The sequence below is a fragment of the Acinetobacter tjernbergiae DSM 14971 = CIP 107465 genome, from assembly GCF_000374425.1.
GTDB classification, from domain to species: Bacteria; Pseudomonadota; Gammaproteobacteria; order Pseudomonadales; family Moraxellaceae; genus Acinetobacter; species Acinetobacter tjernbergiae.
Genome location: NZ_KB894358.1, coordinates 24837 through 44555, shown reverse-complemented (window position 1 = coordinate 44555; position 19719 = coordinate 24837). Strand labels below are relative to the sequence as shown.

17 protein-coding genes are annotated in these 19719 nt (G+C 39.6%); 15 read left to right on the top strand and 2 right to left on the bottom strand.

Annotation, left to right across the window (positions count from 1 at the left end; all coding sequences use genetic code 11):
- The first annotated feature begins 120 nt into the window (after window positions 1-120).
- The gene (locus C502_RS0105815; protein WP_018677892.1) at window positions 121-1041 is read left to right on the top strand and encodes an alpha/beta hydrolase; all 921 of its coding nucleotides are present in this window, start codon (window positions 121-123) and stop codon (window positions 1039-1041) included.
- Window positions 1042-1105: 64 nt separating this feature from the next.
- Here the strand turns inward: C502_RS0105815 and C502_RS0105810 are convergent, their stop codons facing one another.
- On the bottom strand, window positions 1106-2161 hold the full coding sequence (locus C502_RS0105810) for an SDR family oxidoreductase (protein ID WP_018677891.1): 1056 nt from the start codon (window positions 2159-2161) through the stop codon (window positions 1106-1108).
- 353 nt (window positions 2162-2514) lie between these two features.
- On the opposite strand from C502_RS0105810, the gene ftn reads away from it, so the two are divergent.
- Window positions 2515-2979: a heteropolymeric bacterioferritin subunit Ftn gene (gene ftn / locus C502_RS0105805; protein ID WP_018677890.1), complete on the top strand. Its 465-nt coding sequence runs from the start codon at window positions 2515-2517 to the stop codon at window positions 2977-2979.
- 52 nt (window positions 2980-3031) lie between these two features.
- Here ftn and C502_RS0105800 read toward each other — a convergent pair whose 3' ends face one another.
- Window positions 3032-3610, bottom strand: a complete 579-nt coding sequence (locus tag C502_RS0105800; protein WP_026315754.1) for a peroxiredoxin — start codon at window positions 3608-3610, stop codon at window positions 3032-3034.
- A gap of 133 nt (window positions 3611-3743) precedes the next feature.
- On the opposite strand from C502_RS0105800, the gene C502_RS0105795 reads away from it, so the two are divergent.
- The 13 genes from C502_RS0105795 (at window position 3744) to C502_RS0105735 (ending at window position 19715) form a co-directional block, all read left to right on the top strand.
- The gene (locus C502_RS0105795; protein ID WP_018677888.1) at window positions 3744-4073 is read left to right on the top strand and encodes a DUF6176 family protein; all 330 of its coding nucleotides are present in this window, start codon (window positions 3744-3746) and stop codon (window positions 4071-4073) included.
- A 42-nt stretch (window positions 4074-4115) separates the two neighbouring features.
- A complete protein-coding gene (locus C502_RS0105790; RefSeq protein ID WP_023274692.1) occupies window positions 4116-4838 on the top strand; it encodes an alpha/beta hydrolase family protein in 723 nt (240 codons plus the stop codon).
- Window positions 4839-5149: 311 nt separating this feature from the next.
- Complete coding sequence (gene bioA / locus C502_RS0105785) at window positions 5150-6445, top strand: adenosylmethionine--8-amino-7-oxononanoate transaminase (protein WP_018677886.1); 1296 nt, start codon at window positions 5150-5152, stop codon at window positions 6443-6445.
- Entirely contained in the window at window positions 6432-7586 is a 1155-nt protein-coding gene (locus C502_RS0105780; protein WP_018677885.1) for an 8-amino-7-oxononanoate synthase, read from the top strand. Before bioA ends, C502_RS0105780 begins: the two co-directional genes overlap by 14 nt.
- Window positions 7577-8386 carry a malonyl-ACP O-methyltransferase BioC gene (gene bioC, locus C502_RS0105775; RefSeq protein WP_026315753.1) on the top strand — a complete coding sequence of 270 codons (810 nt, stop codon included), beginning with the start codon at window positions 7577-7579 and terminating at the stop codon, window positions 8384-8386. Before C502_RS0105780 ends, bioC begins: the two co-directional genes overlap by 10 nt.
- Window positions 8383-9027 (top strand): dethiobiotin synthase, encoded by a 645-nt coding sequence (bioD, locus tag C502_RS0105770; protein ID WP_018677883.1) that lies wholly within the window; start codon window positions 8383-8385, stop codon window positions 9025-9027. The genes bioC and bioD overlap by 4 nt, the downstream gene beginning before the upstream one ends.
- A 332-nt stretch (window positions 9028-9359) precedes the next feature.
- Window positions 9360-10031 carry a hypothetical protein gene (locus tag C502_RS0105765; protein WP_018677882.1) on the top strand — a complete coding sequence of 224 codons (672 nt, stop codon included), beginning with the start codon at window positions 9360-9362 and terminating at the stop codon, window positions 10029-10031.
- 161 nt (window positions 10032-10192) lie between these two features.
- The gene (locus C502_RS0105760) at window positions 10193-11980 is read left to right on the top strand and encodes an ABC transporter substrate-binding protein (protein ID WP_026315752.1); all 1788 of its coding nucleotides are present in this window, start codon (window positions 10193-10195) and stop codon (window positions 11978-11980) included.
- Between the two features lie 10 nt (window positions 11981-11990).
- Window positions 11991-13805, top strand: a complete 1815-nt coding sequence (locus C502_RS0105755; protein WP_018677880.1) for an ABC transporter substrate-binding protein — start codon at window positions 11991-11993, stop codon at window positions 13803-13805.
- 56 nt (window positions 13806-13861) lie between these two features.
- Window positions 13862-15880, top strand: a complete 2019-nt coding sequence (locus tag C502_RS0105750) for a M3 family metallopeptidase (protein ID WP_018677879.1) — start codon at window positions 13862-13864, stop codon at window positions 15878-15880.
- Window positions 15881-15892: 12 nt separating this feature from the next.
- Window positions 15893-16831 (top strand): ABC transporter permease, encoded by a 939-nt coding sequence (locus C502_RS0105745; RefSeq protein ID WP_018677878.1) that lies wholly within the window; start codon window positions 15893-15895, stop codon window positions 16829-16831.
- A 10-nt stretch (window positions 16832-16841) separates the two neighbouring features.
- Complete coding sequence (locus C502_RS0105740; RefSeq protein ID WP_018677877.1) at window positions 16842-17984, top strand: ABC transporter permease; 1143 nt, start codon at window positions 16842-16844, stop codon at window positions 17982-17984.
- 12 nt (window positions 17985-17996) lie between these two features.
- Window positions 17997-19715 carry an ABC transporter ATP-binding protein gene (locus C502_RS0105735; RefSeq protein WP_018677876.1) on the top strand — a complete coding sequence of 573 codons (1719 nt, stop codon included), beginning with the start codon at window positions 17997-17999 and terminating at the stop codon, window positions 19713-19715.
- Window positions 19716-19719 lie beyond the last annotated feature (4 nt).

Below are 19719 nucleotides of genomic sequence, written 5' to 3'. Positions count from 1 at the left end.
TTTTACAGCGATTCGATCATTTTTAAAAATTTGCAGATAATTTTATTCTTATCTTGAATGGTATTTAAGAATTGCGTATATTTCTTGAATGGTATTTAAGATAAATTGGGAAATAAGGTAATGGAAACATTTCAACATGTGCTTGATCAAAGTGTAGAGGCAAGCTTTTATTCACCTAATGGCAATCAATGTGCTGCAAAAATATATTATCCAAATGCCGAGACTGCACAAAAACATCCAGTCATTTTGATGGTGCATGGTTGGGGTGGAACGCAAGATTTGTTGACCTTGCCTTTTGTTCAAGCATTTATGCAAATCGGTTACGCCGTCATGACGTTTGATTACTCGACTTGGGGTAAAAGTGAGGGGATGCCTCGAAATCAAATTTCACCGTGGTTACGTGTCCGTGAAGCTGAGCAAGCGATTCAATATTTACAGAATTTAGAAAAGATTGATGTAGATAAAATCGTGGTTTGGGGGACTTCTTTTGGTGGTGGGCATGCGATTGATCTCGCAGCAAAATATCCTCATCTCTTGGGGGCGATTGCTCATGTTCCAATGCTAGACGGGGTACAAGCCGTTCTTGCCAATCCTGTTAAAGATATGTTGAAAATTGGCTTAAAAGTGGTTCAGGATTATTTACCATCTCAGTCACGGACTTATATTCCTGTGATCGCACCTGAACATCAATTTGCGACGATGAATCGTGATCAGGCTTATGAGTTTTTTATAAAAAATTATAATGAAGCAGGAAAGTCTATTGATGATTATGATAATCGTGTCACTGCACGTTCAGTGCTGACAATTGGCATGTATCGACCGATTCGCCATTTAAAAACCATTAAAATACCGACTTTATTAATTGGTGCGACTCAAGATTCTGTTGCACCTTTTGATCCTGAGAAAATCAAAAAAATAAATAATCCACATATTGAATATCGGTTATTGGAGGCGAATCATTTTGAGCCATATTTTGAACCAATTTTTCAACAAAATATCCAGTATCAACTTGAGTTCTTAAAGAAATTAATCTGCTGTTAAACATCACTGATCGTAAAGACTATAAAAAACCGTTCAAGCGATTAAACTTGAACGGTTCTTGGTTTTAAGCACGTTTTTTAACAATGCCATCATCGATTAATTGCTGGAAATGTTCGCAAACACTGCCACGAATATCTCGATAGTGAATGCCTAACTCATTCACACTACGCTGTGAATTAAAGTAGATCGGATAGCCCATATTGAGTTTTACAAATTGACGTGAATGACCAAACACCGGAGCAATCAAAGAAAAGGCAGTTTTAGGTACGGTAAAATGAGGGAATGGGTATCTATAACCAAATTTTTGCGTTAAGGCTTTGCCCATTTCAAGTAAACTTAATGTTCCACCACAAATGATATAGCGACCTTGTGCTTTGGGATTGAGTGCTGCAGCAACATGCGCATCTGCAACATCACGAACATCTACGATTCCATTCCACATCGGCGGTACACCAAATAATGTTGTACCATTGCCGAACTGTTGTAAAACTTCAATACTGCCAGATTGACTGGCATCAGTGAGTGAAGGTCCCATCACCAACGCTGGGTTAATACAAACTAGACTCCAACGATTTTGTTGTTCTGCGATTTCCCATGCTTTACGTTCCGCAGCAACTTTTGAATAAGGGTAGGGTTGATGGCTTTCATTACTGGTGTTATTCCAGTGGCTTTCATCAAATTGATTATTGGCAGTCTTCTGAATCTCAACGGCATCGCCATAGGTTGAGGCAATACTTGAGGTGAGCACCACACGTTTGACTGATTCAGTACGATTCACACTATCCAAGACATTTTCTGTTCCTTTGACCGCAGGTTCAATAATATCTTTGACAGCATCTTTATAATTGGTCACAACGAAAGGAGAAGCGGTATGAATGACGACTTCACATCCTTGCATGGATTCATCAAAAGAATTTGGTTCGAGTAAATCTGCTTTGAAAAATTGAATTTTTCCAGATGACTTTTCTGCAATGTCATATAAATGCTGAATTTTATTTTTCTTTGATGGGTCTCGAACTGTTGCATGAACGTTATAGCCTTGATTGAGCAGTCGTTCGATAATCCAGCCAGCAATATAACCTGTTGCGCCAGTGACTAATATTGGTTTACTTTTGTCCATTGTTATTTCCGCATAATGTTTTTGTGATTGATGTTATTTAACGAATTTTGCTCAAACAAACAACGGCTGAACAGTCATTTTTTTATAATTTTTGCTTAAAAGCCGAACTGAATAAGAAGCATTGCGAATCGTTACAAAAATTCAAACAACAGATTTTTCCTAAAATTATGGTTTAGACAGTTTTTGAATCGTATGCAAAGGCTTATTTTATTTAGATAAATTAGGCTAATTAAAACTGTAAATGCGTATGTTTCTCATTTTAATTTTATATAAATCATAAGCTTACACATAATATTTTTGCAATTACTATCTAATTTCACCATAATAGACTTATTCGATAGGGAGTAAGTATTATGCGTGGCAATCCAGAAGTCATCGACTATTTAAATATGCTCATTGGCGGTGAGTTGGCTGCTCGTGATCAATATTTAATTCATTCAAGAATGTATGAAGATTGGGGCTTGAGCAAGATTTATGAACGGATTGACCATGAAATGCAGGAAGAAGCATCTCATGCAGATTCAATTATTCGTCGTGTGTTGTTCTTAGGCGCTCAGCCGAGCATGAACCGTGAAGACATCAATGTGGGTACGGATGTTGTAAGTTGTTTAAAAGCTGATTTAGCACTTGAATATCATGTACGCGAAAAACTAGCGACAGGTATTAAGCTTTGTGAAGATAAAGGTGATTACATTAGTCGTGATATGTTGCGTCAGCAGCTATCTGATACAGAAGAAGATCATACGTATTGGTTAGAAAAACAATTGCGTTTAATTGAATTAATTGGTTTGCAAAACTATATTCAATCGCAAATCTAAGGTTTACGAATAAATAAAAAACTCAGCATGTGCTGAGTTTTTTATTTATGAATTATTTTTTAGTTTGGGCTTCTTTTAAATCTTTTAATACTTGATCAGCATGCGTCTGCGTATTCACACTACTATAGTGATACATGATTGCACCTTGTGGATTAATCAGAAAACTCTCACGTTTGGCAATTTTGGTAATCCCAAAATTTCTGACGATACCGAATTTTCCAGCAAGTTCGCCTTTTTCATCTGCCAAAATGGGGAAAGGCAAACCTAGTTTTTGCGAAAATTTTTGATGTGAGCTGACATCATCTAGACTGACACCGAGTACAACTGCATTTGATTTTAAGAATTGAGGATAAAGTGATTTAAACTGATTAGCCTCTTGTGTACAGCCAGCAGTGTCATCTTTAGGGTAGAAATAAAGCACAATCCATTTGCCTTTATATTGATTGAGGGTGTGCCATTTGCCACTTTGATCTTGTAGTTTAAAATCAGGTGAAGATTGTCCAACCCATTCTTTTTGTGCAGTATTCTGTTTGGAAAATATAGAGTTTTGAGCCAAACTTAAACTTGGCGCACTCCATAATAAGAGTGAACTACATACAATAAGAACTTTGGATTTTATCGTATTCATCAGCGTGATCTCAAAGTGTAATAATACATACTTTAGCAAATTTAGGAATTGGATGTGTCAGAAAGTTCTTTACAGAATTTTGATCTGCTTTATATATTTCAATTGAATGATTATTTAAAAAAGAAGAGGAAAATGAATGGATGTTGGCGCGGTTCTTATTAAATTAAAAACAAATACGTTAGCGAATGTCGAAGCTTGGCAGCAAGAAATTGAACAACGTAAAGCAGAAGCGATTCAAACACTTCAGGCGGAAGGAGTAAAAGTTGAATCTTGGTTTCAATTGGAACTAGATGGAAATCATTATCTACTTGCTTATATGCGTGCAAATGATATTGCATATGCTCAGCAAGTTGCACGGAACAGCTCTTTTGATATAGATAAGGTTCATAAGCAATTTAAACAAAATTGGGAACGTGTTATTCCAGCGAAGCTTTTGGTAGATTTGGAAAATAATGACGAGAGCTAATCAGAGTATACTGGCTTAAAGTTGGAAAAATTGGACAAACGTGTGATCTATAAGATTCTACTCATCACAGGATGGGGCGGTGGTGCAGAATTATTAAGACCATTACATGAAGCTTTGGCACAAAAAGGGCATATCGTTGAGCGGATTAATATTTTTAATGCCCTAAATGATGAAATCTTGCAACAGTATGTTGAACTTGCGGCAAAATTTGATGTGATTGTCGGGTGGTCGCTTGGTGGGCAACTGGCAACCTTATTGGTCAATCAAATAGAAAAACAATATGCTAAGCAGAAGATGTTAATCACTTTAGCTTCAAATCCATGTTTTGTCGCTCAACTTGATTGGTCTACAGCAATGTCTGTTGAAACCTTTCTTCAGTTCAAACAGTCATTTGAGCAAGATGCGATTAGCACCTTAAAGCGTTTTGGTTTGTTGGTCTGCCAAGGTACAAGTTCGGCAAAGAAAGATTTCTTAGCTATGCAAAAATTGATTCGTCCACAACCGATTGTGTTATTGAAGCAAGGTTTAGAATTGTTAGAGCAGTTAAATTTGGTTGATATATGTAAAAAATATCAAGGTAGACAGTTACATGTCTTTGCTGAGCACGATGCTTTAGTTCCTTACCAAATTTCACAGAATATTCAGAATTTAGCTGCAAAAAATCAATCTGTTATTTCTGTCGAAGGCGCTTCACATGGCTTTCCATGTTTTATGGTTGAGCAGACTGTGCAAATAATTGAAGATTTTCTTAAAAAGACCGCTTAATCTGGCTTGAAATGAAAGTTCTCGCAATATATTTTAGATTTTGACAAGTTTAAGATTAAGAGCGATTGAAACTTATTGAACGTTTTTATCATTGTTGAAATTTACTTTGAGTATTCGCTATCGTGGAGGCGACATGGATGTCGCCGTTAGGCTGTGGCATCAAGGACGTGCCATCAGCCTAACAAAAGATTTTTGCTTACTTTTCATCTTTGAAAAGTAAGTCCAGCTGAAGGCTTATCCTGAAATTGGGTGAGTACTCGGAATAACACCATGCAGTACATTGTTAAATATTGGATTTATAGAGGTATAGGATGACTGACCTATTTGATTTAGAACATATATGGCATCCCTATACTTCGATGTTAAATCCATTGCCAACCTTTAAAGTCAAACGTGCTTATGGCGCAACCATCGAACTAGAAGATGGTCGAACTTTGGTTGATGGCATGTCGTCATGGTGGTGTGCGATTCATGGCTATAACCATCCTGAACTAAACCAAGCAGTTACAGATCAATTGCAGAACATGGCACATATCATGTTTGGCGGTCTGACCCATGAACCTGCGATTGAATTAGGCAAATTATTATTAAAAATTATGCCACCGAACTTAGATAAGATTTTCTACGCAGATTCAGGTTCAGTTGCCGTAGAAGTTGCCTTAAAGATGGCAGTGCAGTATTGGGCTGCATTGCATCAACCCGAGAAAACCAATTTTATTACCACGCGTTCTGGCTATCATGGCGATACTTGGAATGCAATGTCGGTGTGTGATCCTGTCACAGGGATGCATCAGATTTTTGGCAGCAGTTTACCGAATCGAATCTTTGTACCCGCGCCACAAAGTCGATTTGATGGAGAATGGAATCCGCAAGATATTCATGAACTCAAGCAGCAAATTGAACAGCATCATCATAGTATTGCTGCACTGATTATCGAGCCAATTGTACAAGGTGCAGGCGGTATGCGTTTTTATCATCCTGAATATTTACGTCAGGCCAAGGCTTTATGTGAACAATATAATTTATTGTTAATTTTCGATGAGATCGCAACAGGCTTTGGGCGCACGGGTAAAATGTTTGCATGGGAACATGCCCAAGTTGAACCTGATATCATGTGTATTGGTAAAGGTTTGACAGGCGGTTATATGACGCTGTCTGCGACCTTAACGACTAAGCAAGTGGCTGAAACCATTAGTCGCGGCGAAGCCGGTGTGTTTATGCATGGCCCAACCTTTATGGCGAATCCACTGGCCTGTGCGGTTGCATTAAGAAGCACCCAATTATTGATTGAGCAGGACTGGCAAGCCAATATTCAACGGATTGAAAAGATTCTCACTGAACAATTAACCGATTTAGCACAGCTTGAGCATGTTGCTGACGTACGGGTTTTAGGTGCGATCGGCGTGGTGGAATTAACCACTAATGTTGATATGAAAACCTTGCAGCAACAGTTCATTGAACGGAGTATTTGGGTGCGTCCATTTGGTAAATTGGTCTATGTGATGCCGCCGTACGTGATCACGGATGATGAACTCCATTATTTATTAGCACAGATGAGTGAAGTGGTAAAAAATATGCAAGGAGTAAATACTAATGTCCTTGCTTGATCATTATGCCGAGCAGCTAGACCATCTCAAGCAGCAAGGTAATTTCCGTCAATTCACTTCAAATCAGCAATCTGGACGATGGATTACCATTCAAGATCGAACCATGTTGAATCTGGCATCCAATGATTATTTAGGTTTGGCAGCTGATTTAAGTTTAAGAGAAGAATTTCTTGATACGCTGAAAATCGAACGAGCGCTCTTTAGTTCATCTTCTTCACGCTTGCTTACGGGAAATTTTGCGGAATATGAACACTTTGAAAATAGCCTAAGCAAAGTTTTTGGTCGAGCTGCCTTACTCTTTAATAGTGGCTACCACATGAATATTGGTATTTTACCAGCTTTGTGTGATAGCAAAACCGTGATTTTGGCCGATAAACTGGTTCATGCGAGTATGATTGATGGCATTCGACTATCAACTGCTCAATATGTACGTTATCGTCATAATGATTTGCAGCATCTGGAACAGCTATTGCAAAAGTATCATCAAGATGAGCAAATTGAACGTATTATTGTGGTGACTGAAAGTATTTTTAGTATGGATGGGGACGAGACGGATTTAGCGGCATTGGCTCAGTTAAAGCAACGCTTTGCTAAAACCATGTTGTATGTCGATGAGGCACATGCGATTGGCGTCAGGGGAGAGCAAGGTCTTGGTTGTGCTGAACAATATGGCGTATTGGATCAGATTGATTTCTTGGTTGGAACCTTTGGTAAAGCAATTGCCTCGGTAGGCGGCTATATCATTTGTGATTCAATCATTCGTGATTATCTGATCAATAAAATGCGCCCATTGATTTTTAGTACAGCTTTGCCTCCAATCTCGATGGCATGGTCAGATTTTATTTTTAATAAAGTGTTGAGCATGCAGCAACAGCGTCAGCACTTGGCTGAGATCAGTCAGTATTTACAGCAAGTGGTGATTGCAAAAGGTTTCTCGAGTCCATCCAGCAGTCATATCATTCCAATTATCTTGGGCGAAAGCCAAGCTGCGATTGAAAAAGCACGCTTTGTACAGCAACAAGGTTTTTATGCCATGCCAGTGCGTCCACCAACAGTTCCGCAGAATAGTTCACGCTTGCGTATCTCCTTAACTTCTTTGGTGCAAAAAAATGAATTGGAACAATTGGTGGAGTGTTTGTGAGCGTCAATAAAGCACTGGTTGCCCAACGTTTTGCCAAAGCAGGACAAAGCTATATCGAGCATGCTGTGGTACAAAAGCAGATTAGCGCACAGTTATTTGAATATCTTAAACAATATTGTCCAAAGACTTTTGATTCTGTACTTGAGATCGGTTGTGGGTCGGGTAATTTAACGCATTTATTTCATACTCATTTTCAGTTTGATCAATTATTTTTAAATGATCTTTATGAGGATGTCGATCAGCATTTTCTAAATCTAAAATCCCCTCACTTGCGAAGTGATACTTCTCACCCTTTTGTTAAGGGGAGACCTAAGGTTGATTGGCTGATCGGCGATATTGAACAGCTTACTTTACCGCAGTCTTTAGATGCTGTGATTTCCAGTTCAGCATTACAGTGGATGGTTGATCTACCTGCATTATTACGGCGGATTCAAAGTGCCTTAAAATCCAATTCATATTTCGGTTTTTCTACTTTTGGGCCAAATAATCTGAGTGAAATTAAGCAGTTGACAGGACAAGGTTTAAATTATTATTCCAGTGAAGTATTGAAACAGAAACTTGAAGAGAGTGGCTTTGAGATTGTGTTTATACAAGAAGAGAAAAAATGTCTATATTTTGATGATCCTAAATTAGTTCTGCATCATCTAAAAGCGACAGGGGTGACAGCAACGGCTCAATCCCATCGCTGGACCAAGCAATCCTTGCAGCAATTTTATTCAGATTATCAACAGTTCTATGATGAGCAGGGTTTCAGCCTGACTTATCATCCGATTTATGTGATTGCACGGAGAATAGCATGAGTGCAGCAATTTATTTTGTCAGCGGTATTGATACAGAAATTGGTAAAACTTATGCCACGGGTTATCTCGCCAAACTTTGGACCGAACAAGGGCAGCGTGTTATTACCCAGAAGTTGGTACAAACAGGTAATGTCGATGTGTCTGAGGACATCGAAAAGCATCGTGAAATTATGGGCAGTGGTTGGTTTCAGGAAGATCATGAAAAGCTGACCATGCCTGAAATTTTTACTTATCCAGCCTCGCCCCATTTAGCCACACGTTTGGATGGACGTGATTTAGATTTTGCCAAGATCGAAGCAGCGACTAATGAACTTGCTCAGCGGTTTGATGTGGTACTGTTGGAAGGTGCAGGTGGTTTGATGGTGCCTTTAACCACAGAATTGTTGACCATTGATTATATTGCTCAGCATCAATTTCCTGTGATTTTAGTGACTTCAGGACGTTTGGGCAGTATTAATCATACTTTATTGAGTTTAGAGGCTTTAAAGCTGCGTGGTTTGAGTTTGCATGCTTTGGTGTATAACTTAAAGGATGAGTCGAAAGATCCGCTTATTTCGAAAGATACCGCCGATTATTTAAAAGCTTATTTGGCGAAGCATTTTCCTGATGCTCAATGGATTGAGTTGGAAAAGTTTAACTAACTTAGATTTGGCTTAGAATAAATACTAACTTATTGAAATAATTGTCTAGGTTCTTTAACGGAGTCATACTCCGTTAAAGCTAAAGTTAGGGATAAACCACTGTGTCTTGCACTTCGGTTGAAATATATTTCAACTTCGTTCAGGTTCGCCCTACTTTGGTTTCGCCCAAAGTAGGCAAAGGCATTGTCATCCACAAAACCTGTTCTCTTTTTGGTTTTGTTTTTATTATTTCGCAGAAACAATATATTGCAAAATTCACGCAGGTTGTGGATGACGTTTCCGAGTATCATATTTCATGTGAGAATTTCTGTTAAATAAAAGCAAGGTCAAGAATGAACAAGAATAAGAAATTAGTTTTATCCATTTTATGTGGGTTCTTCATAACAGTTTCAGTATCTCACGCTGCTGTACCCACAGATAAAACCATCATTAGTTGGATCACTAGCTTACAAGATTCAAATGCCAATCCACCTCAAGCCATTCAGATTGATTCAACCGAAGCCGTAAAACTGATCTCAGGTGAAGAAGCCTATTTATCGGGTGTGAGTTTTGAAAATGCAGGACGTAATTTTTGGGCTGGTTATGTACTAACTCGTCCAAAATTAAAACAAGCTCGAATTTTAAAGGAGTTTGGTGGGCAATCGAATAGCTTTAAAGTGCATCCTACCGTTTATAAAGGCAAACCGATTCAACTGATCGAAATTGAAAGTGCTGGCTCAGGACAGGGTACTGTTGAATCGAGTAAAAGCTTGGTTTATTTAAATCAATGGACGAGTAAAGTCATTACAGAGGTCGAAGAATCTTCTTATGGTGGGCGCTATGATGAAAAGTTAGGAGCAGAAGACTGTCGCACAGGGCGGGAAAATTCAGGTTATTTAAATGTCATGCCTTATTCGCCTTATGTGATTCGAACTACAGTAACCGGAGATGCATGTAATAACAAACCACAAGGCTATAAGGTGAGTAGTAAACTAATTCCAATTGTGATTAATGAAATAAAATAGATAAAACAAGAGTATGTTTTGATTTCTTGTTAAATTTTTTAGAAGAAACAATGATTTGATAAAAATACTGAATTATTAATAGTTAAAGTAAGTTTATTTATAAAGTTGAATACAATCTAAAAGTCGAGTATTTATTAAAAAACAATGATGTGAGCATTGAGTTGAAGTCAATATTTTTTAGGGTTGCATTGGTATCAACTATTGTTGCAGCGATGCCGATTGGATTTGCAAAAACGCCTGCTCAAGCAGAAAAAGTGCTTCGTGTTGCTTTCCCTGCGCCTGATGATGGCTTTGATATGGTCAAAACCTTTAATTTCTATAGCGGCAATGTTGCTGATGTGATTTTTGAACGTTTAGTTCAATATGATTATTTAGCAAATCCAGTGAAATTAGTTCCTACAACTGCTCAGAGCTTACCGACTATTGAAAAAAATGGGCAAGTTTATACTTTTAAAATAAAGTCAGGCATTTACTTTACCGATGATCTAGCCTTCAAAGGAAAGCGTCGAGAGTTGGTTGCAGAAGACTATGTTTATTCGATTAAGCGCATTTTAGACCCTAAAAATCATGCACCATCTTTTTCTTTTATTGATAATAAATTGGTTGGAGCGAACGCCCTCGTTGACCAAGCCAATAAAACAGGTCGTTTTGACTATGATGCTAAGATTGAAGGTGTAAAAGCCTTAGATAAATATACAATTCAATTTAAGCTGACCCAACCGGATTATAATTTTCCTTATATTCTTGCCTATAGCACATTTGGAGCGACGGCTAGAGAAGTGGTTGAATATTATAAAGATCAGTTAGGCATGCATCCTGTGGGAACGGGGCCTTATATGTTGAGTCGATATGTCCCACGTAGCAAGATTGAACTAATTGCCAATCCAGATTATCGAGGTTTTGTTTGGAATTTTAAGTCGACAGGTACAGCTTGGGATAACCAACTCGTTAAGCAAATGAGTGGTAAGCCTATGCCACAAATTGGCAAAGTGAATATTAGTATTATTGAAGAAGAACAATCACGTTGGTTGGCATTTCAATCGAAACAATTGGATTTCGATACCTTAACTTCAAGTGCTATTCCTAAAGCTTTAGATCAAAACAATCAATTGAATGCTGCGATGCAACAAAAAGGGATTCGTCTTTATGCCAATAAAGAGGCAGAAGTCACTTATACCATGTTCAATATGCGTGATCCTGTGGTTGGCGGAAATAGTTTAGAGAAAATTGCTTTAAGACGTGCCATCGCCATGTCTTTTAATCTGAATGAATATATTCGGATTCTAAGAAAAGGGCAGGCTGTTAGAGCTGAGATGTTAGTGCCCGCAGGTGTGAATGGGCATAACCCGAATTATCGCAGTAGTATTGGTTATAACCCTGTTTTAGCCAATAAATTGCTTGATCATTTTGGCTATAAAAAAGGAACGGATGGCTATCGTCGTTTTCCAAATGGCAAGGCCTTAACTTTAAAAATCAATACGGAAAGTGGCTCTTCTTCAGTAATGTATTCTGAACTTTGGAAGAAAAATTTAGATGCGATTGGAATACGAGCTGATTTTAAAGTGAGTAATTTTGCCGATAACCTAAAAGCAGCAACTCAGTGTCAATATATGATGTGGAGTGGTGCATGGCATGCAGACTATCCAGAGGGTGAGAATTTTACTCAGTTATTGTATGGTGCAAATATTGGTCGTGGAAATCAATCATGTTATAAATCGGCTGCTTATGATGGCTTTTATCAGCAAGCGATGAAATTAGCGCCTGACCAACGCACGCCATTCTATGAAAAAATGAGTCGACAAGTTGAAGCTGATAACCCTTGGATTTTGCAAGATACACGGATTAGAAACTGGGTAATTCAACCCGAGGTGCAGGGATTTAAAGCACATCCAATTATGAATACCAATTGGCAATATCTGGATATTACACCCTCACAGCAAAATAAATAATGAGTTCAGGATGAAGCAAAGTTTCAAATATTCAATGCCAAGTTATGCGCTAGCTCTGCTATTCGGCGCAACATTAAGTGTGGGTACATCTTATACACAAGCAAGAAGTCCAGCTAATCCGAATAAAGTGTTACGTTATGCTTTTCCCGTGGCTGAGACTGGATTTGATCCTGTCGCAGTACAAGATTTATATTCAGCACATATTTTGTATTCAGTGTTTGAAACGTTATATACCTATGACTATCTAGCTTCACCCGCAAAACTCGTTCCAAATACGGCAGTGGCTTTGCCGGAAGTAAGTGCCGATGGTTTGACTTATACCATTCGAATAAAAAAAGGGATTTATTTCAGCCCTGATCCTGTATTTAAAGGCAAAGCGAGAGAATTAATCGCAGCAGACTATGCCTATTCTTTTAAACGATTACTTGATCCAAATTTGCATTCACCCAACAGTTGGTTGTTTGAGGGACGTATCTCAGGAATGGATAGCGCCATCCAGCAAGCGGCTAAAAATGGAAAATTTAACTATGATCAGCCAATTAGCGGTTTACAAACACCTGATCGTTATACCTTGGTGATTCGGTTAAAAGAACCAAACTATAATTTCCCAATGTTGCTTGCCCATCAGCCAACAGGTGCAGTCGCGCGTGAAGTGATTGAACATTATCGTGATAAAGCAGGCTATGCGATGGGACATCCTGTGGGAACAGGGCCTTATGTTCTCGCACAATGGACACCAGGCTCGCGTATTATTTTGAAAGCAAATCCTGATTATCGCGGTTATACATGGAATTTTAAAGCGACCCATCCTGAAGATCAGAAAATCGTACAGCAAATGCAAGGCAAAAAAATGCCGCAGATTGGTGTGGTCGATATTCAGGTGATCGAAGAATCACAGTCAGGATGGTTATCGTTCCAAAAAGATGGGCTAGATATTTTTACGTTAGATGGTGAATTACCTGCACAAGCGTTAAAAGATGGTCAATTAAAGCCCGAGTTAGTGAAAAAAGGGATTCAACTTTCACGTATCGCTGACCCTTCGATTGATTATTTGTATTGGAATATACAAAATCCAGTGGTGGGTGGTTTCAGTAAGGAGAAAATTGCTTTACGCCGAGCGATGGCGATGGCGACCTCTAAAGAGAAATTTATCAACATCCTAGCCAAAGGGAATGCCAAAAAATTAGAATCACCGATTCCTTATGGTGTCACGGGGCATGATCCCAATTATAAAAGCAGCATTCCGTATTCAGTAAAAGCAGCGAATTTATTACTTGATCGTTATAACTACAAAGTGGGCAAAGATGGTTGGCGGATGTTGCCGAATGGTAAGCCACTGGTGATTGAATTTATGCCATCCAGTAGCAGTGCGCGAAGTATGCAGATGGCTGAACTCCTAAAGAAAGAATTAGCCAATATTAAAGTCAATATGGTTTCTAAACCTGTGCCTTTTGCAGAAGGTTTAAAGGCTGAAAAACAATGTAAAACCATGTTTAAAGCTTCTGCTTGGATTGCAGATTATCCCGATGCAGATAACTTTATGCAGTTATTTTATGGCAATAATATTCATGCGACCAATCACACTTGTTTTAAATTACCAGAATATGATCGTTTATATGAACAGTCTTTAAAACTTGCTGATAGCCCTGAACGTGATCTGCTCTATCGTAAAATGTCACGTCTTTTAGAGTTTTATGCCCCTGTACAATTCATGTCGACGCGTTACCGAACGGTTGTGGCACAACCTCGAGTGATTGGTTATAAGAAACATCCTATTCTGCCCGCAGAATGGATGTACATTGATATGCAAGATAAGCAACCTTAGTCCTAAAAGGGTTCGCAAGAAGCCCAAATGATTGATGAATTAAATTGGAGAGTATGATGGCGAAAAAAATGTTGAAACGATCGACACTATGTCTGTTATCTATGGCAATGACAGGGATGAGCCAAGGTGTGTGGGCAGAAAGCACATCTGCTGTTTTACCTATTTTAAAAAACAGCGCCAGTGCAGACTGGTGTGATGCCAACGTGCAGAAGTTACAACAACGTATTTCCCAGTTAGAAAAACAAACAGTTCAACCTCAGTCTGCGGCTGCACCTGTTCTCGCAGAATGGGATCAATTGATGGCAAGTTTTGAAGACTTCGCAGGGCCAATTAACTTATATAGTAATGTTGATCCAGATGCTAAATTGCGTAAAACCGCCGATGATTGTGAAGTAAAAATCAATCAATTACAGACTGAAATTTATCAGAATCCAGTTTTATATCAACGTATTAAAAACACCAAAGCGACAGATTCGATTGATCAAAAATACCGCCAAGACATTCTTGATGCCTTTGAAGATACAGGGGTACAACTTGCACCTGAAAAAAGAGCAAGGTTAAAAAATATTCTGGATGAATTGACGAAACTGTCGCAGCAGTTTTCACGCAATATTCGTGATAATCCAGAGAAATTAGAATTTACGCCTGCCGAGCTAAAAGGCTTACCAGGCAGTTATATTTCAGGCTTAAAGAAAAATGATAAAGGCAATTATTTATTAGGTTTTGAATACCCAGAGTATCAGCCTTTTATGGAGCTTTCAGAGCGTGATGATGCACGGAAACGTTATCAAACGGCATTTACACGTCGTGGCACAGAAAAAAACCTAACTTTACTTAAACAAATTATTGATTTGCGCTATGAACAGGCACAACTTTTTGGTCAATCAAGCTATGCCGATTGGGCTTTAAAAAAACGCATGGCGAAAGACCCAAAGACGGTAAATCATTTTTTGGCGGATGTGCATAACGTGGTTGCGCCTTTAGAACAAAAAGAGGTGGAAGAACTGCGTGCTTTTAAAGCCAAAAGTTTGAAAATAAGTTTAGATCAAGCTGAAATTAACCGTTGGAATATGGCGTATTGGAGTGAAAAACTCCGTAAAGACAAATATCAGGTTGACCAAGAAAAACTGCGTGATTATTTCCCAACACTCGCTGCACAAAAATGGTTGTTTGCGATTTCTGAAAATTTATATGGTATTCAGTTTAAAGCCGCTAAAGTCGATGCATGGCAAGAAGAAGTTGAATATTATGATGTAACGGACAAGAAAACAGGTGAAGTGCTGGGTGGTCTGTACATGGATAAATTTCCACGTGAAGGCAAATATGGGCATGCGGCGGTATGGGGTGTCTATGGTGGAAGTACATTAAGCAAGCGCAAGCCAATTTCAGTCTTGGTCACTAACTTTAACCGCAAAGGTTTAAATGGTGATGAACTTGAAACCTTTGTACATGAGTTTGGTCATGCATTACATGGCATTTTATCGAGAACCCGTTACTCAGGTCAGTCAGGTACTTCTGTGGAGCGTGACTTTGTTGAAGCACCCTCACAAATGTATGAAGAATGGGCACGCCGTAAGGAAACTTTGTCTAAAGTGGCTGACTATTGTGATCCTGCCTGTCCACGTGTTGATGATGCATTAATTCAGCGTCTTAAATCAGTACACAATTATGGGCGTGGTCTACGTTATGCACGTCAAACGCTTTATGCACAATATGATATGGCATTACATGGTGCAGATGCACTGAAAGTACAGCCAATGGATGTCTGGGAAAAAATGGAATCCGCAACCGCATTAGGCTATGTCCCAACGACTGAATTTCCTGGGCAGTTTGGACATCTGATGGGCTATCAAGCGGGCTACTATGGTTATATGTGGTCTGAAGTATTGGCTCTGGATATGTTGTCTGCTTTCGGTGATAACTTGAATAATCCAGAAGTGGGTCAGCGTTACCGCCAAACGATTTTATCTCAAGGCAGTCAAAAGAATGCAGCCCAACTGGTCAAAGATTTCTTAGGCAGAGAACCCGATAACAAAGCCTTCTTTAGTGAAATTACAGGTCAACGGGTTAAATAAGGATTTGCCATCATGCTTGCTTATGTCGTGCGTAGACTGTGGCAAATGATCCCGACCATGTTGGGTGTCATTCTGCTGATTTTCTTCTTGTTTAATTGGGTGGGGGGCGATCCTGCATATATTTTGGCAGGGAAAATGTCTAGCCCAGAGCAAATTGAAAACATCCGTAAACAATTGGGGGTTGATCAGCCCTATTATGTGCAATTGTGGATTTTTATTCAGCAAATTTTGACCTTTGACTATGGTGCAAGTTGGAGTACAGGTGAACCTGTCTCACAGATTATTCTGACGCGTTTAGGACCGTCACTGACTTTATTGATTCCACTGACGATTTTGCAAACGGTCATTTCTATTGTTTTGGCTTTAGCGATTGCATCAGTGCGTGGTTCATTGACAGATCGTATGGTGATGATGCTGTGTACCATTGGTATGTCGATCAGTATCTTGGTCTATATCATTGTGTTTCAATATATTCTGGCTTATCAACTCAGTTGGTTTCCTGTACAGGGCTGGAGCGATAGTTTTAGTCAAAACTTATTCCAGTATTCTTTGTTACCCATCTTAATTATGTTGGTAGTGAGTATTGCCCCAACACTGCGTTTGTATCGTAGCTTTATTTTGGATGAAATTAACCAAGATTATGTGCGGACTGCACGCGCCAAAGGTGTGGGCGAATCACGGGTACTGGGTGTACATGTACTGCGTAATGCCTCGATTCCAATCGTCACCGAAGTGATGGCGAGTCTGCCTGCATTGTTGATTGGTGCTTTCCTGATTGAACGTTTCTTTGGTATTCCAGGCATCGGACGGGAAATTATTATTGCGGTTGAACGCAGTGATTTCCCTGTGATTAAAGCCATTACGGTATATATCGCTGCGCTCACCATGATTTTTAACTTGATCGCCGATCTGATTTATAAGCTCCTCGATCCTCGTGTACAGTTGAAATAGGAGGATGACAATGCTCAGTACAATTTTTAAAGGCAAATCCTCCTCAAGTGAATCTCCTGCATCAACAGGATTGTGGCATTTAGCCTTGAATCGATTGAAATCAGATCGAATCGCCTTGGTTTCTTTCTTGGTGGTGCTGTTTTATTTCATCTTGCTCGCGTTATCGATGACAGGCGCGATTGCTTCCAATTGGAATAAAGAAGTCGCCGTCAGCTACGCACCACCGACATTTTTAGGGGCGGATACTGAGTCAGATCAAATTAAAGACAGTAGCCAGAAGATAGAGGCATTACCTGAAAATCCAGTTGATCCACTAAAAGATATTATTCAACAGCTCAATGTGGAAATTCAGGCTGAGCAACAAGGCAGTTCTGCGATTGATCGCTATGGCATGATTGATCCTTTGGCTGAAGATATGCGACAGATTGATCAGCAGCTTGGAGGACACTTACTCGATCAAAAACAAGTGTTAAAAACCACGTTGCCTTTTGGTGCAGATAAATGGGGACAAGATGTTTTGCTGAAAACCATTAAAGGTGCTGAAACCTCAATTCTGGTCGGTTTGTTATCCGCTTTATTGGCGGTGGTGATTGGTACTTTTCTTGGCGCAATTGCAGGTTATTTTGGCGGTTGGGTGGATGATGCACTGAACTGGTTCTATAACATTTTTACTTCGATTCCTTATCTGTTATTAGTGCTCGCGATTGCTGCGGTACTCCAACAAAAAGGAATTCTGTCGATTGTTTTAATTTTAGGCTTAACGGGTTGGACTGGGGTATTTCGTTTGGTTCGTGCTGAATATATGAAGCACAAATCGCGTGAATATGTACTTGCAGCGAAGGCGATTGGTGTCAGTCACTTACGCCGTATGTTTGTGCATATATTTCCAAATGTGAGTCATATCGCCTTGGTTCAAATTTCGATTTTGGTGGTGTCATTCATTAAATCTGAAGTGATTCTGAGCTTCCTCGGTTTTGGTGTACCTGTCGGTGTGGTGTCTTGGGGCAGTATGTTGAATGAAGCCCAAAGCGAATTGATCTTGGGCAAATGGTGGCAACTGGCTGCGGCATCCATCGCTATGGCAATTTTGGTCACGGCATTTTCCATGTTTACCGATGCATTGCGTGATGCTTTAGATCCTAAGTTGAAATAGCGGAGAGACAAAATGCAATACCAAAACGAAACGCTATTACGTGTCGATGATCTCCGTGTCAGCTTTAAGGGCGAAAATAAGCAGTGGATTGAAACAGTCAAAGGGATTTCATTTTCAATTCCTAAAAATAAAACCGTAGCGCTGGTTGGTGAGTCGGGCAGTGGTAAGTCTGTAACTTCATTGGCCGTGATGGGTTTATTGCCGAAAGGGCAAAGCCAAATCGCTGAACAAAGTCGAATTCGCTTTGAAGATAAAGACTTACTAAATTTGTCAGCCAAAGAAATGCGTAAGATTTGTGGTAAAGACATTGCCATGATTTTCCAAGAACCGATGTCGTCGCTGAATCCTGTATTTACGGTGGGTGATCAGATTGCCGAAGTGCTGCGTATTCATTTAGGTATGAGACCTAAGCAGGCTAGAGTACGGGTACTTGAATTACTGAAAGAAGTCGGTATTGCTGCACCAGAAACCAAGATTGATGCTTATCCGAGTCAGCTTTCAGGTGGTCAGCAGCAACGGGTGATGATTGCGATGGCAATCGCCTGTGAGCCGAAATTATTGATTGCGGATGAACCGACCACGGCTTTAGATGTCACCATTCAAAAGCAGATCATTGATTTATTAGAATCTTTACGTCAACGTCATCAAATGTCGATGCTGTTTATTACCCATGATTTAGCATTGGTCGGTGAAATCGCAGATGAAGTGATTGTCATGCGTCATGGTGAGATTCGTGAAAGTGGCTTCGTTGAACAAGTGCTGCAACAACCGAAAGATGTGTATACCCGTGCTTTACTGCATTGTCGTCCTCAGCTAGCGACACGTCCCTATCGTTTGCCGATCACCAGTGACTTTATGAAACAGGAAAATGGGCAATGGGTTGAAGTAAGCAATTTATCTGAGCTGAATATGAAACAGCGCACACGTGGTTTGCTTGGAAATGAACAGATCATTTTAGATGTTAAAGACCTGAAAAAGTCATTCTATAGTCGTAAAGGTTTATGGGGACGAGAGGAGTTTCAGGCGGTTAAAGGCGTATCCTTCCAATTGGCAAAAGGCAAAACCCTTGGTCTTGTTGGTGAGTCAGGTTCAGGTAAGACTACGATTGGTTTATTGCTGATGCGTTTACATGAGGCGACGGGCGGGCAGGCGCTGATTGGGGGGAAAGATATTCTTGCAATGACCGAGAAAGAGTTCTCACAGTATCAGCGAAAGATACAGATCATTTTTCAAAATCCATATGCTTCACTCAATCCACGTTTTACCATCGGACAAATTTTATTAGAACCGATGCGGATTCATGGTATTGGTCAAAATGATGCTGAACGCAAAAAAATGGCATTGGAATTATTGGAGCGTGTCAGTTTACCAACACAAGCTTATGATCGTTATCCGCATGAGTTTTCAGGTGGGCAGCGTCAACGGATTGCGATTGCACGGTGCTTAACCTTAAAACCTGAGATTTTAATTTGTGATGAATCTGTTTCTGCATTGGATGTTTCTGTGCAGGCGCAGGTACTGAATCTTTTACAAGATTTGCAGGATGAGTTTGGTCTGAGTTATATCTTTATTTCACATGATTTATCTGTCGTGAAATACATTTCAGATCAGGTGATGGTGATGAATCAGGGCGAGTTGGTTGAAATTGCCAATTCGGATGAATTGTATTTACATCCGCAGCATGAATATACCAAAAAATTACTCAATGCGATTCCACAGGGCATCGTATGAGGTC

What these genes read in the sequence shown, in the direction of transcription:
- C502_RS0105735 (WP_018677876.1), top strand. Translation starts at nt 17,997, where the DNA reads ATGCAATACCAAAACGAAACGCTATTACGTGTCGATGATCTCCGTGTC.
- C502_RS0105765 (WP_018677882.1), top strand. Translation starts at nt 9,360, where the DNA reads ATGAACAAGAATAAGAAATTAGTTTTATCCATTTTATGTGGGTTCTTC.
- C502_RS0105750 (WP_018677879.1), top strand. Translation starts at nt 13,862, where the DNA reads ATGGCGAAAAAAATGTTGAAACGATCGACACTATGTCTGTTATCTATG.
- C502_RS0105780 (WP_018677885.1), top strand. Translation starts at nt 6,432, where the DNA reads ATGTCCTTGCTTGATCATTATGCCGAGCAGCTAGACCATCTCAAGCAG.
- C502_RS0105745 (WP_018677878.1), top strand. Translation starts at nt 15,893, where the DNA reads ATGCTTGCTTATGTCGTGCGTAGACTGTGGCAAATGATCCCGACCATG.
- C502_RS0105740 (WP_018677877.1), top strand. Translation starts at nt 16,842, where the DNA reads ATGCTCAGTACAATTTTTAAAGGCAAATCCTCCTCAAGTGAATCTCCT.
- ftn (WP_018677890.1), top strand. Translation starts at nt 2,515, where the DNA reads ATGCGTGGCAATCCAGAAGTCATCGACTATTTAAATATGCTCATTGGC.
- bioD (WP_018677883.1), top strand. Translation starts at nt 8,383, where the DNA reads ATGAGTGCAGCAATTTATTTTGTCAGCGGTATTGATACAGAAATTGGT.
- C502_RS0105815 (WP_018677892.1), top strand. Translation starts at nt 121, where the DNA reads ATGGAAACATTTCAACATGTGCTTGATCAAAGTGTAGAGGCAAGCTTT.
- C502_RS0105755 (WP_018677880.1), top strand. Translation starts at nt 11,991, where the DNA reads ATGAAGCAAAGTTTCAAATATTCAATGCCAAGTTATGCGCTAGCTCTG.
- C502_RS0105810 (WP_018677891.1), bottom strand. Translation starts at nt 2,161, where the DNA reads ATGGACAAAAGTAAACCAATATTAGTCACTGGCGCAACAGGTTATATT.
- bioA (WP_018677886.1), top strand. Translation starts at nt 5,150, where the DNA reads ATGACTGACCTATTTGATTTAGAACATATATGGCATCCCTATACTTCG.
- C502_RS0105795 (WP_018677888.1), top strand. Translation starts at nt 3,744, where the DNA reads ATGGATGTTGGCGCGGTTCTTATTAAATTAAAAACAAATACGTTAGCG.